The organism is Serratia fonticola (assembly GCF_001006005.1).
Lineage (GTDB): Bacteria > Pseudomonadota > Gammaproteobacteria > Enterobacterales > Enterobacteriaceae > Chania > Chania fonticola.
Genome location: NZ_CP011254.1, coordinates 4,834,088 through 4,848,313 on the forward strand (window position 1 = coordinate 4,834,088; position 14,226 = coordinate 4,848,313).

Here is a 14,226-nt window from a genome sequence, read left to right on the forward strand (position 1 = left end):
TTTGACGGCGGAGACAAAATGAACGAGAAATTTGACGGTAACGGTATTTTCCCCAAAGGGCCGAAAAATGATGCCTATGCGCAATATTTCACCGGCACCAGCTACCTGAACATGTTGACCACCGAAGGGGTAGCCATTGGCAATGTGGTGTTTGAACCAGGCTGTCGGAATAACTGGCATATTCACCATCAGGGCGGCCAGATCCTGCTGGTCACCGGGGGGCGCGGCTGGTATCAGGAGTGGAATAAACCGGCTCGCCAACTTACCGCCGGAGACGTGGTCAATATCCCGGCAGGAGCCAAACACTGGCATGGTGCAGCCCAGGATAGCTGGTTTGCGCATATTGCCGTGGCGGTTCCGGCCGAAGGTTCCTCCAACGAGTGGTTGGAGCCGGTATCCGACGAAGATTATCGTCAGCTGCCTTGATGAAAAAGCCACCTGCCAAAACGGGTGGCTTGAGATTAATGACCAAGGGCGCAGCATGCAGCGCCCCTACGTGCTGAGCCGGTTAATATCTTTGGTATCGTAATTTCAACCCACTACTTCGGGTAGAAATAGTCCACTACACAAAAAACCAATTTCGCCACTACATAACAGCACGAGAGAGAAACCAGTAAGTGAGAAATATTGGCTGGTGCAGCATACCAACCTAACGACCACACGCAGGCCCCTTTTAATAAAGCTGCAGCCAGATAAAAGCTAACCAAAGAGGCAAGTATACGTACCAGTATTTTCATGAAGTAGGGCCAGAAAGATATAACCTGTGTGCTTTATTTAAAAGGTTAACTTTAGCCGATTACCATGAACATGAATTTTTGCCACAGTAATCGGTACGGTCACCGCGATTATCCCCTCACCCACCAGACATCTGGCCAAAAAATGCAAGACCTAAGCGTTCCATAGACAATCCCCTTGTCATAGATAATGTAAGAGAGTACAACGAATTGATTATTACCCAATCACCATAAAGTGATCAATGTAAAATAAAAGCGGAATTTTTAATTTCCAGAGTCTAATCACAAAATCATTAAATGTTATTAGTCTTTTACTCGGATAATTAAATTAATTTAATTACTCCGCCGATTAATTAAAATAACTATAATGATCTACATCGCTACGCAGGGCGCTGCATGCTGCGCCCTCTAGATAATTAAGTGTTTAACCCATCACTAATCCCAGCACCGCCCCGCCCGCCAGGATCCATAACGGATGGATGCGCTTACTCATACTTAGTAATGTCGCTAACACTATTAATATCGCCAACCGCCAATTGGTCGCTGAAGCCTGGGCAATCAGCACGCCGCTGGCGGCAACCAGCCCGACCGTGACCGGTACCAGCCCAACCTGCACGATACGCCGCCAGGGCTTATCTTTAAAACGCCGCCAAGCCCCCATCACCAGAATGGTGACAATAGACGACGGCCCAAACTTAGCCACGGAGGAAACCAACAGCCCGGCCCAGCCCGCTACGTGCCAGCCAATCAGCGGCACGATCATCATATTCGGCCCCGGTGCCGCCTGTGCCATGGCGAACAGCGCGCTAAATTCCTGGGCGCTCATCCATTGATGCACCTCCACTACCTGGCGCTGCATTTCCGGCAGGATGGTATAGCCGCCGCCGAACGCCATCAGCGAAAGCTCGGTAAAAATAATCGCCAACGAGATTAACACCGCCATCATGAAGGTTTCCTCCAGGCCAGCAGAATACTTAGCGGGGCCAGCACCAGCATGGTAGGCAGCAATGGCAGGCGTAACCAGGCAATCGCCACCAAAGCAATGGCGACAATCGCTAACGGCAACCATTTCCCCCACAGTGGCAACAACATTTTCAACGCGGTAGAGAGCAACAAACCCGCCGCCGCTGCGGCCAACCCGGCGAACACGTGTTGCACATGGGCATCGTCTTGGTAGCGGGCATAAATCACGCCCAGGCCAACCACAATTGCCGTTGGGGCGCAAATCAGCCCCAGCAAAGCACATAGCGCACCACGCAGCCCGCGAAACTCCATCCCCACCGCCACGGAAAGGTTAATGACGTTGCCACCCGGCAGGAACTGGCACAATCCCAACAGTTCGGTGAACTGCTCAGCGGTTAACCAACGGCGTTGTTCCACCAACATGCTGCGCGCCAGCGGCAGCACTCCGCCAAAACCAATCAAACCAAGCATAAGAAAACCTGAAAACAGTTGACCATTGCTCGGTGGCTGATTGACTTCATGATCCTGTACCGCGTTAGAGTCAGACATTGCATTTCCTACATCACCCGAGTTGTTATCTCGCATGATGCGCGCGGCCATGTCATGATGTCTAATGCATTTCTAAACCAGTTTCGATACCTATAAGGTATGAATATGATTGAGCTACGCCGCCTGCGGGCGTTCGTTACCGTGGTTGAAGAAGGAAATATCACCCGTGCCGCGGCTCGGTTGCACATTCAGCAACCGCCGCTGACCCGTTTGCTGCAAGGGTTGGAGGAAGAACTGGGCGTAAAATTGTTACAACGATTACCGCGTGGAGTGCGCACCACAGAGGCAGGAAGCGTGCTGTTTAACGAGGCAAGAGCTTTACTGACAAGAGCCGAGAAGTTGACCGAAGCGGTCCATCGTGCGGCACGGGGTGAGCAAGGTCATTTGGCGATCGGCTTTACCAGTTCGGCGGCGCTGCATCCGTTTGTGCCCAATCTGTTACGCCGTTACCGCGATATTCTGCCCGGGATCACCACATTGCTGGAAGAGGCTGGCAGCGGAGAGCTAATGGAAGCCTTGGTAGATGAACGCCTGGATGTGGCTTTCGTACGCTCGCCGGTGAGCGGGATACCAGGGTTGTTGATCGAACCTGTACTGCTTGAACCCATGCTGATCGCCTTGCCTGTTGGCCATCGTTTGGCGATAGACAGCAGCGAAAAGGTCCCCCTGACCGAACTGATCCACGAACCGCTGATCCTGTATCGCCGCCCGGCGGGCCAAGGTTTGTATGATGCCATTCTGGCCGCCTGCCACCGAGCCGGTTTCAGCCCGCGCATTGTGCAAGAGGCACCACGCCTGCCCGCCACGCTGAATCTGGTCGGTGCTGGCCTGGGATTGTCAATCGTACCGGCATCCATGCGGCGTCTAGGCGGCGACGGGATCGTTTTTCGCAACATTGCCGAGGAGGCTCAACTGAGCGCCCCGCTGTATCTGGCGCTGCGCGAAAACAGTCAGTCACCGCTGATTACCCGGTTGCGGCAGTTGGTGGCAGAAACGGTGAACGCGCTGTAGACCGGGCCTAATCGTCCCGATCGACAATCCGCGTCAGGTGGATGACCAAGTACAGCAGCTCGTCGTTGGACATCTCCATTTGCAGCAGATTTTTCACATAGTCACGGATCACCAGTGCGCAACGATAGGCATCGGGATACTCTTTCGTCGCCTGCGAGAACAGGAAATCGTCTTTCGACTTCACCTGTTTGTTATCGATCATGCGTTGAATGAAAAACTGCATATGCAGCAGGAAACGCGAGTAATTGAGCGAGTCCGTGGCGATATCAATGCGGAAATGGTATTTGATGATGTTGAAGATATCCTTCAGCATCTTCACCGCCAACAGCGTGTGCTCCATACTCTGTACGTCGGTCTGGCCATTGACCAGATGAAAGGCAATATTCCCCGCCTCCGCTTCCGGCAACAGGATATCCAAACGCTCGTTGATCTGCGCCAGCGCCTGTAACGCCACGGCAAACTCCTGCGGATAAAAGCGTTTTACCTCATGCAACAGCCGGTTCTGAATGATGATGCCTTTACGGCAGCGCTCAATCGCAAAACTGAGATGATCCACCAGGGTAAAAAAGATCTGTTCGTTGACCCGGCCGCCAAGCTGGCTGTTGGCCAGCCTGAGGATCATCTGCACCAGCTCGATATGCTGCTCCGGCGTGGCTTCTATCAGGCGTAGATGGTCGTGGCCGGTTTGACCATTCTGCACCACATAGACTTTTTCTATGCTGGCCGCAGCCAGCACATCTCCCACTTTGCTGTTAAACCCGATGCCCTTGCCCATCACGATAACTTCGCGGTTATCGTTGTCGGTGGACAGCACCAGGCTGTTATTGAGCACCTTGACGACTTTCATCATTAAACTGTGTTATCCACGTTGTTGGCCGTTCGAGGCAATCAGGCGCTGATACCAGGCGAAACTGTTCTTCTTGATACGCCGCAGATCGTGCAGATCCTGTTCGCCACGGTTGACATAGATAAAACCGTAGCGCTTGGCGTAGCCCTGATGCGTGCTGACCAGATCGATAGCAGCCCACGGGCAGTAACCCAGCAGATCGACACCATCGTTAATCGCCAACTGCATCTGTTCGATATGCGCACGCATAAAATCGATGCGGTAATCATCATTGATGATATCCCCAGACAATAGCTGGTCCGGCGCGCCGATGCCATTTTCAGTAATTAAAATCGGCAGATGATAACGTTCATAAACCTTGCGCAGCGTCAGCCGCAGGCCCACGGGGTCGATCACCCAACCATAACGCGTTTTGTCGACATACGGATTTTCCGCTGCCCGATACACGCCCGGTTCGCCCAGCATGATTTGCTGGTCCCCCGCACGAGCCGTGATATCTGAGGCATCCCCACGGCTGGCAGCGATGGTGGCGGTGGAATAGTAGTTAATCGCCACATAATCCGGCCGCCCTTGCAGCAATAGCTCCGCATCTCCATCTTCAATCACCGGGGCAAGGCCGCGATCCTGCAAATATCGCCAGGCCAACGCATTGTATCGACCATGTACCGCAACATCCAGAAAGCTCCAGCAGCGCAGCGTTTCCCAGTTATGGGCCGCGATGGCATCCAACGGATGGCAGGTTTCCTGATACATGGCAGTGGTATTGATCGCCGGGCCGATTTTCCCCTTGGGGCAGCGCTGATGGCACAAAGCCATAACCCGCGCCTGCGCCACCAGCATATGGTGGCTTTGTTGATAAAGTACCGGCTTGGTAGGCAGTTCGCCGCCCTTTGGCACCCCGATGGCGCCAGGGTGCAGGATCATGGTGTTCTGCTCGTTGATGGTCAGCCAATATTTGACCTTATCGCCAAAGGCAGTGAACAGCACGTCCGCATACTCGACAAAGGCATCAATGGTCTGCCGGTTGCTCCAACCCCCCTGTTGTTCCAGCACATAGGGCAGATCGAAGTGGTAGAGCGTGACCACCGGTTCAATGCCGTGCTTGAGCAGTTCATCGATCAGGTCACGATAGAACGCCAGGCCAGGCTGATTCACCTCGCCCGTGCCGTTGGGCAAAATGCGCGTCCAGGCTACGGAGAAACGGTACGCCTTCAGCCCTAATTCGGCGAACAGCTTAACGTCCTCACGAAAACGGTGGTAATGATCGCTGGCCACCTTAAAATCTGCCGTGTCGGTGGGATGATCGAGCATATCCACAATTGAAGGACTTTTGCCGTCTTCGTCCCATGCCCCCTCAACCTGATAAGCCGAGGTTGAGGCCCCCCACAGGAAGCCTGGTGGAAAATCGTTCAGCTGTTGGTAAATCATGCGTTGTGCTCCTCAGTATGCAGCGCGACAATTTGCTCACCAAAGTTCACCGGGCCAGGCTGCCGACAGCTCAGGTGCGGATACTGCTCACTGTTGACCACCAGCACTGGGGTGATAATGTCGTAACCCAGCGCGGTAATGGCGGCAATATCAAAGCGCACCAGCTCATCACCGATTTTCACCCGATCGCCCACCTGCAGTTGAGAGCTGAAATGCTCACCGTTAAGATTGACGGTATCGATGCCGATATGCATCAGCACTTCCATACCGTTATCGGCCTTAATGCCCACGGCATGCTTTGAAGGCAGGAAAGTCACGATTTCCCCGTCCACAGGTGCACGCAGCACGCCTTGCTCAGGCACTATCGCCACACCCTTGCCCAACAACCCTTGCGAGAATACGTCGTCATTCACCTGTTCCAGCGCCACCAGTTGGCCTGCCAACGGGCTGTGTAGCAATGCGTCGTTACCAGACGGTGCGCTGTCTGTGGCTGTTGCCTCTTCTTCATCAACCGGATCCTCAAAGCCCAGGATCCAGGTCAAGGCAAAGGTCACGACGATAGCGATGACGCAGGTGATAAGAGCGTGCACGATATTCATCGGGTTTTCGCCGATAAAGGCCGGTAATGCCGCTAATCCTGGCGAAACAAAGGCATAGCGCACCAAACCGCTGACACCCGCGTAGACACCGGCACAGCCGCCACCGATCATGGCCGCGATCAGCGGTTTACGCAGTTTCAGCGTGACGCCGTAAAGTGAAGGTTCGGTGATCCCCAACAGCGCGGTGAAACCGGCGGATGAGGCCAATTGACGCAGGTTTTTGTTCTTGGTGCGGAACGCTACGCACAGGGTGGCCGCGCCCTGGGCGATGTTGGAAGCCAACATGCCGGGGCCATTAATCATCTCAAAGCCGTTTTTGCTCAACTGGCCGGTAGCGATAGGTGTCATCGCCCACGCGGTGCCGGTGATCACCAGGAACGGTTGCAGCCCGCCCATTAACATCGGGATCAGCCAACTGGCCTTGCCATCGATAATCGCCGCGCCGCTGGCCACCAGATCGTTGAGGAAAATGCCGAACGGCCCCACCGCCACCAAGGCTAGCGGCGTGGTAACCAGCAGGATGATCATCGGCTTGGTGAAGAATTTAATCATGGTCGGTGAGACTTTCTCGGCAAAGCGCTCGATATAGGACATCAACCATACCGTGAAGATGATCGGCAGCACCGAACCGGCATAATCGGCCAACCGCACCGGGATGCCAATAAAATCGATTGGCGATCCGGCGGCCAGCATCTGGGCAAGATTAGGGTGCAGCAAGGCTCCCGCGATGGTCATGGCCAGAATAGGGTTACATTCAAACTTGATCGAGGCGCCATAGGCCAGCAGCACCGGCAGGAAAAAGAAGGCGGCATCGGCGATGGTATCCAGCAGATGGTAAGTTGGGCTGGCCGCGCTGATCGCCCCAGTTAACTTGAGGATCGCCAGCAGCGCCTTGATCATCCCCGCACCGGTAATAGCCGGGATCACCGGCGTAAAGGTGGTCGAAATCACGCTGATAATCTGCGTAAAGACACCGCCCTTGGCCTTGTTCTTTTGCTGTCCGCCCGGTTTGCCCTGCGGTTGGCCGATCGCTTTTTGCAACGCGCGGAAAGTCTGTTGCACGTTGTTGCCCACCACAATCTGGAACTGGCCACCGCGCTCGACCACGCTGATCACACCGGGCAAAGCTTCGATCGCTTTCGCATCGACCCGACTATCGTCGTTAAACTCCATCCGCAGGCGGGTGGCGCAGTGCGTCAGCTTACTGACGTTATCCTTCCCCCCGACCAGTGCCAATATGTCCAAGCCCAACTTGTTATAATCCATAGGTTTTCCCCGGCAAAAAAAGCAAAAAAAAAGACCAAAATGAAAATGCTCCCCTTCAACAGAAGAAGTGCATTTCTATTTTGGTCTTGCCTGCTTGCGCAGTAACACGCCATCATAAAAATGATTGAGTAGCTGATTAGGCTACGGCGCAAGTAATACCGCGAACGCGATCGCCAGGCAACCGGCAACGGCAAGCTTTGTGATTCGCATCACGATTAGCCGCAGGAAAAATCGCAAGCGATCCAACGAAAAATCATCAAACTCTCCCGCGACCTACTGTAGCCATCCCCTTCAATAGGTTAAACTTCTCTACCTCGGCGAGTTACCTCTGCCGACCGTTGCGCTTGAATAACAATGAACCAAGGAAGTCCACATGCAACAAGGCTCTAAACTGCGGCCACCACCCATTGATGTGATCACCATTCAGTCGCAGGTGGTCTACGGTAGCGTGGGGAATGGCATTGCCTACCGCACGTTGTTGAAGAAAAACCTGGAGGTGTTGCAGGTACCGAGCGTGTTGTTTGGTTGCCCGCCCTATTACGGCGCGCCGCACGGGGGAGCGATCTCCAGCGAATGGTTCAGCGGTTTTCTGGAAGATCTGATCGCCCGTGAAGTCGTCTGCCGCGCGCGGGCCATCATTATCGGTTACCTGGGTGACGTGGCGCAGTGCCATATTCTGGCCGACTGGCTGCCGCGGGTGATTGCCCTCAACCCGGGTATCAAGATCTATATCGATCCGGTGATGGGAGACTATGGCGAAGGGGTTTACGTCGATAAACGTCTGGTTGAGCGTTATCGCTCGCCATACCTCAATCTGGCCCATGGCCTGACGCCGAACGGTTTCGAACTGGAGCAGCTGTGCGGCATGGCGTTGAGCATGCGTGAGCAAACCGAACAGGCTGCACGGGCGCTACTCAAAGGCAATACGCAGTGGGTACTGGTCACCAGCGCGCCAGGCGTGGCCAACAGCGCTCAAGAAGTTGGCCTGTTGCTGGTCACCGCCGACGAGGCGCAAAGCTTCACCCATGCCAAAATCGATTCGCCGGTGAAGGGGACGGGTGACATGTTCACCGCGCTGTTAATTGCCCATTTGCTGCAGGGGGAACCTTTCAGCAAGGCAGTGCCGACGGCGATCCATGAGGTGTGTGCGGTATTGGAAGATGCAGCGCGTCACGGCTGGCAGGAGATCGGCCACCTGCGGGCGCTGAAATAACGGCAGACGGCGCAGGTAGCCCCTGCGCCATGGCCACTCACCGTTTTTTCTTCTTGTTGAAATCCAATTCAAAAGCAAACACCGCGCTTTGAATTTTGCGTTCGGTCAGCATTCCCATCTTGAGAAAACGGCAGGACAGGCGCATGAAATGATGCGTTTGGTCTTCATCAATATCATGATCTTGATTCACGGCGATCAGTTCCATATTCACCTTGAACTTGCCGTAATCCCCCAAATCCAATTGCGCCTTATTAAACACCAGCCCCGGCTGCATATAGTCGGGTACCGCGCCATCAATACGCAAACCAACGCCACCCGGCGAAAGATCGTGAATTCGCAGTTGATAAGGGGTGCCATCGCTGTGTTCACCGTTACAGAAGAACTCACGCCAATAAGGCGTGGTGATACGTAACTGGCGGCGACGCTGGATATAAACCAATTGTTTCGGCAGGCACGCCTCGTAAACCGGCATGTCGTTATGCTCGGTCAGCTGCGCCTGGTCGACGGAGAATTCGATTTTTGCATCATGGTTTTCAATCACAATGCTGAATTTCCCACCGGGGATCTGCTCTGGAGCATCGCAATCAAAGACGATGTTATCAGCGCCAACGCTCAATAATTGGCCAATGAATTCATGTTGTTGATTGACGACACGCAGCGGCGTTCTTTGCTTATAAATGTCGCGCAAGATTGCCAGAACTTCAAAACGCTCCTGCTTGATAAACCGTCCGTTATCAATATGTTCCACCCGTCACTCCCAGCATTGTCCATCGACGCTAACGCTTTCCTTACGCAATCATCACCGCCATCAATACTAAAGTCAAATTTCCCAGCGTTGCCATAATAATGGCAATAGCCGGGCAAAACGGGCTGCCCATGCTGCCTGGCCCGCACTATCCCCGATTAAATCCTGGCGGATCTCAATGCCAACATAAGGTAATTCATGGCGTTCCGCATGCACCGGCAGCGTGTAGTCGGTCGCATCAGTCATCGCATAAGGCTCATTGATACCGACCTGTAAATCCCCTTCTGCACGCAGCAACTCCGCCAACAGCAGGGCAAATTGTGGATGGCGGTTAAACAGTAGCCCAACCTGCCACGGCCGCGCATCGCCTTTAAACACCGGCGTAAAGCTGTGCATGGCGATCACCGCGCAGGGTTGGTTATTGGCGCGGCGAGCTTCCAGCGTGTGATTGATGGCCTGGTGATAAGGTTGAAAAATTTCCTGTTCACGGGCGCCCGCTTCGGCCGCGCTGATCCCTTGGTTGCCAGGTATTGGCGTAACTTCCGATAACGGTGGGATCGAACTGGCAATACCCGGCGTACGGTTACAGTCGATCACCAAACGCGAGTAGTGCTGATGGATTAATGTTGCATCCAACTGTTGGGCCAGCAGGCGGGAAACCGCCAGCGCACCGATATCCCAACCGATATGCCGATCGATATCGCCGCTGGCCAGCCCAAGATCGCCCAAACGTTTTGGGATGGCCTGCCCCGCGTGATCGCACAGCAGTAAGAAAGGAGAAGTCGCCTGTGGCAGCTCAACGCTCACGGCCGCAGGCTCATCGGCAGACAACAAGGTTGGGGTATAAGGGTGATACATAGGGCACTCCGGCGCGAGAAAGCGCTAATTCTAGGCGATCCTCTCACCGGCTACCAATATCCCATGGGAGAATCTGGCGTGGCCGCACTTTCGGTCAAAACGGAGCCTGCATCTCATGACCCATTGATATTATGAATAGGCGCAACCCTACATTGTTAGCCAAGCTAAAGATGAGCGGCAATATAGCGCTGATAGCGGGCAGGCTTCAGCCGCGTCAGATCCACCAACACCAAACCATCGATACAGTGGTTGAACGCCGGATCGGTACCGAAGTCGATAAACTGCACGCCGCCAGGTTCACACAGCTCGGTGTATTGCTTGTACAAGGTCGGGATCGAACAGCCGAGGTTGCTCAACAGGCTTTTCAGGCGCAGCAAGTCTTGCTGATAATCATCACCGGCGAACTGGGCCAATACCTGCGGCAAGGAGGCCGGATAAGGTTGCCGTGACTGAGCCATAACATGGTCTGGAGAGAAATAGAGGCGATAGAAGGCAATCAACAAATCGCGAGCGGCAACCGGCATACCGCCTGAAATGGATACCGGGCCGAACAGATAGCGATACTGCGGATATTTGGCCAGATAGGCGCCAATGCCGAGCCACAGGTAATCCAGACCGCGCTTCCCCCAATAGGCCGGTTGAATAAAGCTACGACCCAGCTCAATCCCCTGTTCAAGGATCGGCGTCATATCACGATCGTAATGGAACAGGCTGTTGCTGTAGATGCCTGCCAGTCCTTTGCTGGCCAACTGCGGTGCCGTGGGGATAAAGCGGTAGGCACCGACAATCTCCAGCTCTTCCTCATCCCACAGCACCAGGTGATAATAGTCGTCGTCATAGCTGTCCAAATCACGCCGCCGCCCCGAGCCTTCGCCCACGGCACGGAAAGCGATCTCACGCAGGCGGCCAAGCTCCCGCAGGATCGGTGCTCTGGCCTCCCCCTGACGGCGATAAAGGAAAATGGTTTTGCCATCCGGCGTAACACCCAGTCGCTCGCAGGCCGCCAACGCTTTTTTCAGCTCAAGGCGATCTTCCGCCAAGGCGATGGCCGATTCGCTGGTAAACAGTCCCGGCCTCCCCTGACCAAGCCGATAGACATGGCGACGGAAACGCTCGGCGAGATCGCGTGCTTGAGTATGGCCATCATGCCAATGGGCAAACGGAATGCGCCCGCCGATGCGGATTTTGATCCGTCCGCCCTGCTGTTTGAACATCTCGCGCACCAACAGCAAGGTGGATAAAGGGCGATAAATCAGCGAGGTCAAATAGAACAGGCCGCTGTTTCTGGCGCTGATATGGATGGGTACGATCGGTGCCCGCGCCTTGGCAGCCAACCGCAGAAATCCGGTATGCCAGTGGCCATCGCGTATCCCTTTGGGACTCATGCGGGACACTTCCCCCGCCGGGAACAGGATCAGCACACCCTGATTATCCAACTGGGCCTGCATGGCTGCGATCTGCTGGCGGTTGGTACGATTGCCCAGGTTATCAACCGGTACAAACAGATTACGTAAGGGTTCGATACAGCTCAGTAGCTGGTTGGCCACTACCTTGACGTCTGGCCGTACCGCCGCCACCGTCCGCAACAGCACCAAGCCATCCAGCGAACCAATGGGATGGTTGGCAACCAACACCACTGGGCCTTGGCTGGGGATGTTTTCCAAATCCCCATCAACCAGTTCACAACTCAAATGAAAGTAGTCCACCACCTGCTCGATCAGATCCAACCCTTTCAGGTGCGGATAGTCGGCGGCAAACTGTCTGAATTCTTTTTCACGCAGTAAGGTTCTTAGCAGGCTTCGCTGCCAGGCAGGGGGAGAATGCTGTGGGAAGACATCTTGCAGCAGGCTATCCAAAGTAAACATCGGGTCATCTCCTGGCCTAGTCGCTGAAAACTTAAGCCAGCGTCATGACCTGAACATGATCGTTTGATGACGAAAAGATGAAATCAGGCGTCAGGGGCGAGAATGCTCGCCCCTCTATCCTCTGCTTTACAGAGCCGCCTCTATACGGGCGTTAACCTGTTCGCGCAGCCGCAGTAGCACAGAGGCTTGATGAGGGTAACGTTTGAAGGTGATGCGCATACCCAGTTGTTGATCGATCAACTGCTCCACCGTGGCGCGATCGGTCAGGCTCTCCAACAACTGCAACGCCCGCAGATCCTGCAACCCCTGATGGAACACCCGCAAGCGCAGCGATTCTATCGGCATGAAATCCGGCCCAGGGTAAACCACAAAAGGATCGCCAGAGGGGAAGGCGTTGCCGCTGTCGGTTACCGCATAGGGATTCAGTTTCTCCCGGGAATGGCTGCTGTTATAGAAGTTGTAGCCCCAGTGGAGGAAACCGCTGATGTTATAGAGGTAAAGCTGGATACCCAGAATGCGGTTGCGGGCCGAAGGCTGAGCAAAGAAGCGGTTGGCCACCTCGGTTCTTTGCACGCAGCAGTAATAGGCCCACAGCTGCGGGGTTTGATGCTCAAGGAACGGCTCGATATGATCGGTGGCTACTACTGGGGTTTCTACCAACCCGCGCTGATAGAAGTCAAAGTCCGAGAGCGCATCGAAAGTGCGGAACCCCTCCAGCAAAGGCCGCAGTGAATCGCTGGCGCGTTGGTAAGCGGCGATATTTTCCAATTTGGGCTCATCCGAGATGTGGAACCACACCTGCCGTTGCAGATCCCGGGCCCGGAACCAACCGGTCAACGCTGGCATCAATGCCTGCAGAAACTGCTGATATTCGCTGCCGTGGGCATCGGTATGCCAACCAAACAACAGCTGCAATTCCCCCGCGACCTCAACCATAATTTTGGGCGCATGCGCTGCGCCCCATTGGGTAAACAGGTGGGCAATTTCGAAGTGTTCGATCCCCTCCTCCTGCGCCAGCGCTACCCACTGCGCCAACCGTTCAAAATCGAATTGATAACCCGCTGCGCTGCGTTTCACCCCAACCAGCTGCACGCTGGTGCGTTCGCCACCGATGGCGGTATCCAGCGGCGGCGTAAAGATCGGCGTTAGCAGCATATTCACGCCATTTGCCACCGCGTTGCGTACCAAGTTACGCACCGCCTGCCAGTATTGCGGGCTGAACACTGCAATCTGATAATAGTCCGCCAAACAGTCGGTATGTAACCATTCGGTATGTAGCAACCTCTGCTTTGGCAAGGCGGCGGGCACTACATGCAGCGTCATGCTGGCTGCGGCCAGCTCTTCCCCCGTCTCTTGATCGAACAACCGCAGCGTTAGCGGATAGTCGCCACCGGCAATACCCTGCGCTGGCGGCGTAAAGGTCAGCCACAGGCTGGCGTAATAACGGCAGGCGGCAAAAAAACGCCGATCCTGAATGGGCATCAGCGGGTCGGGAAATAGGCCAGGCTCGGTCGTCAGATAGTTCTCATCGGCCTCGGCATAACAGGGAAAGTGGCTGGGCACCGACTGCACATGGCGCACGCTGATATCATCGGCCAATTCCCCCTCAAGTTGATAGCGTAATTCCCGACGGGTTTCATTATCCTCGCGGTACAGACAATACACGCCTTGCCATGAGAGGGTCTCATTATTCAGACAGCTGAATTGGTTTTGCTGTTCCACCTGCGGTGCGGCTTGGCGATGAAATATCTTCTCCAGGCAATGGGTAAATAGTAGCGTGAGACGCATAATAGCTGCCCTGTTTTATTTTACGGTAGGATTGAATTAATTTCAGGCTAGCGTGTTTTTTCACCACAGGCAATATAGGCCAACAAAAAAAGCCAGCGAACACCCTCTCACCCGGCAAAAAATTAATTTTTTTGTTTATTTGCATCACAAAAATGAAAGATGCCGCGGCCTGCACAATAAAAACGTTTTTAATCCCCATTATGGTGCAAGGGTTATCAGTTAATCCTATGACCCCAGCAAGCCATAACTGCCGCCCGACAACGGATTTTCGCCCTTCGACATTAACAATTCATCAACAAAAAAGGCTTTCGGTTGGTGGCTTTGACCTTTCGTTGTTAACAACAGTGAAAGATACATGCC

At 54.4% G+C, this 14,226-nt stretch carries 12 protein-coding genes; 3 read left to right on the plus strand and 9 right to left on the minus strand.

Annotated elements, in window-relative coordinates; all coding sequences use genetic code 11:
• The first annotated feature begins 18 nt into the window (after window positions 1-18).
• Window positions 19-426: a cupin domain-containing protein gene (locus WN53_RS21400; protein WP_024486661.1), complete on the plus strand. Its 408-nt coding sequence runs from the start codon at window positions 19-21 to the stop codon at window positions 424-426.
• A gap of 732 nt (window positions 427-1,158) precedes the next feature.
• Here WN53_RS21400 and WN53_RS21405 read toward each other — a convergent pair.
• Both WN53_RS21405 and WN53_RS21410 read right to left on the minus strand, forming a co-directional pair.
• Entirely contained in the window at window positions 1,159-1,680 is a 522-nt protein-coding gene (locus WN53_RS21405) for a chromate transporter (protein WP_024486660.1), read from the minus strand.
• Window positions 1,677-2,246 (minus strand): chromate transporter, encoded by a 570-nt coding sequence (locus WN53_RS21410; RefSeq protein WP_024486659.1) that lies wholly within the window; start codon window positions 2,244-2,246, stop codon window positions 1,677-1,679. The genes WN53_RS21405 and WN53_RS21410 overlap by 4 nt, the downstream gene beginning before the upstream one ends.
• Window positions 2,247-2,345: 99 nt before the next feature.
• Between WN53_RS21410 and WN53_RS21415 the strand changes: the two genes are divergently transcribed.
• Window positions 2,346-3,257, plus strand: a complete 912-nt coding sequence (locus tag WN53_RS21415) for a LysR family transcriptional regulator (RefSeq protein WP_046808267.1) — start codon at window positions 2,346-2,348, stop codon at window positions 3,255-3,257.
• A 7-nt stretch (window positions 3,258-3,264) separates the two neighbouring features.
• On the opposite strand, the gene licT is transcribed toward WN53_RS21415, so the two are convergent.
• The 3 genes from licT to WN53_RS21430 are packed head-to-tail and all read right to left on the minus strand — an operon-like array spanning window position 3,265 to window position 7,397.
• Window positions 3,265-4,104 carry a BglG family transcription antiterminator LicT gene (gene licT / locus WN53_RS21420; protein WP_024486610.1) on the minus strand — a complete coding sequence of 280 codons (840 nt, stop codon included), beginning with the start codon at window positions 4,102-4,104 and terminating at the stop codon, window positions 3,265-3,267.
• A gap of 12 nt (window positions 4,105-4,116) precedes the next feature.
• Window positions 4,117-5,532, minus strand: coding sequence for a glycoside hydrolase family 1 protein (locus WN53_RS21425; RefSeq protein ID WP_024486611.1), 1,416 nt, complete (start codon window positions 5,530-5,532; stop codon window positions 4,117-4,119).
• Window positions 5,529-7,397 (minus strand): beta-glucoside-specific PTS transporter subunit IIABC, encoded by a 1,869-nt coding sequence (locus WN53_RS21430; RefSeq protein WP_024486612.1) that lies wholly within the window; start codon window positions 7,395-7,397, stop codon window positions 5,529-5,531. The genes WN53_RS21425 and WN53_RS21430 overlap by 4 nt, the downstream gene beginning before the upstream one ends.
• 373 nt (window positions 7,398-7,770) lie before the next feature.
• Here WN53_RS21430 and WN53_RS21435 point away from each other — a divergent pair, with 373 nt between their 5' ends.
• The gene (locus WN53_RS21435; RefSeq protein ID WP_024486613.1) at window positions 7,771-8,610 is read left to right on the plus strand and encodes a PfkB family carbohydrate kinase; all 840 of its coding nucleotides are present in this window, start codon (window positions 7,771-7,773) and stop codon (window positions 8,608-8,610) included.
• 37 nt (window positions 8,611-8,647) lie between these two features.
• On the opposite strand, the gene WN53_RS21440 is transcribed toward WN53_RS21435, so the two are convergent.
• From WN53_RS21440 to WN53_RS21455, 4 genes are all read right to left on the minus strand, one after another.
• Window positions 8,648-9,358, minus strand: a complete 711-nt coding sequence (locus WN53_RS21440; protein ID WP_046808268.1) for a flagellar brake protein — start codon at window positions 9,356-9,358, stop codon at window positions 8,648-8,650.
• Window positions 9,359-9,430: 72 nt separating this feature from the next.
• Complete coding sequence (locus WN53_RS21445) at window positions 9,431-10,213, minus strand: N-formylglutamate amidohydrolase (protein ID WP_024486615.1); 783 nt, start codon at window positions 10,211-10,213, stop codon at window positions 9,431-9,433.
• A gap of 164 nt (window positions 10,214-10,377) precedes the next feature.
• Window positions 10,378-12,078 (minus strand): bifunctional ornithine lipid synthase OlsF, encoded by a 1,701-nt coding sequence (gene olsF / locus WN53_RS21450; RefSeq protein ID WP_046808269.1) that lies wholly within the window; start codon window positions 12,076-12,078, stop codon window positions 10,378-10,380.
• Window positions 12,079-12,204: 126 nt separating this feature from the next.
• Window positions 12,205-13,866, minus strand: a complete 1,662-nt coding sequence (locus tag WN53_RS21455) for a DUF4091 domain-containing protein (protein WP_046808270.1) — start codon at window positions 13,864-13,866, stop codon at window positions 12,205-12,207.
• Window positions 13,867-14,226: the final 360 nt, after the last annotated feature.

What these genes read in the sequence shown, in the direction of transcription:
- WN53_RS21400 (WP_024486661.1), top strand. Translation starts at nt 19, where the DNA reads ATGAACGAGAAATTTGACGGTAACGGTATTTTCCCCAAAGGGCCGAAA.
- WN53_RS21405 (WP_024486660.1), bottom strand. Translation starts at nt 1,680, where the DNA reads ATGATGGCGGTGTTAATCTCGTTGGCGATTATTTTTACCGAGCTTTCG.
- WN53_RS21410 (WP_024486659.1), bottom strand. Translation starts at nt 2,246, where the DNA reads ATGTCTGACTCTAACGCGGTACAGGATCATGAAGTCAATCAGCCACCG.
- WN53_RS21415 (WP_046808267.1), top strand. Translation starts at nt 2,346, where the DNA reads ATGAATATGATTGAGCTACGCCGCCTGCGGGCGTTCGTTACCGTGGTT.
- licT (WP_024486610.1), bottom strand. Translation starts at nt 4,104, where the DNA reads ATGAAAGTCGTCAAGGTGCTCAATAACAGCCTGGTGCTGTCCACCGAC.
- WN53_RS21425 (WP_024486611.1), bottom strand. Translation starts at nt 5,532, where the DNA reads ATGATTTACCAACAGCTGAACGATTTTCCACCAGGCTTCCTGTGGGGG.
- WN53_RS21430 (WP_024486612.1), bottom strand. Translation starts at nt 7,397, where the DNA reads ATGGATTATAACAAGTTGGGCTTGGACATATTGGCACTGGTCGGGGGG.
- WN53_RS21435 (WP_024486613.1), top strand. Translation starts at nt 7,771, where the DNA reads ATGCAACAAGGCTCTAAACTGCGGCCACCACCCATTGATGTGATCACC.
- WN53_RS21445 (WP_024486615.1), bottom strand. Translation starts at nt 10,213, where the DNA reads ATGTATCACCCTTATACCCCAACCTTGTTGTCTGCCGATGAGCCTGCG.
- olsF (WP_046808269.1), bottom strand. Translation starts at nt 12,078, where the DNA reads ATGTTTACTTTGGATAGCCTGCTGCAAGATGTCTTCCCACAGCATTCT.
- WN53_RS21455 (WP_046808270.1), bottom strand. Translation starts at nt 13,866, where the DNA reads ATGCGTCTCACGCTACTATTTACCCATTGCCTGGAGAAGATATTTCAT.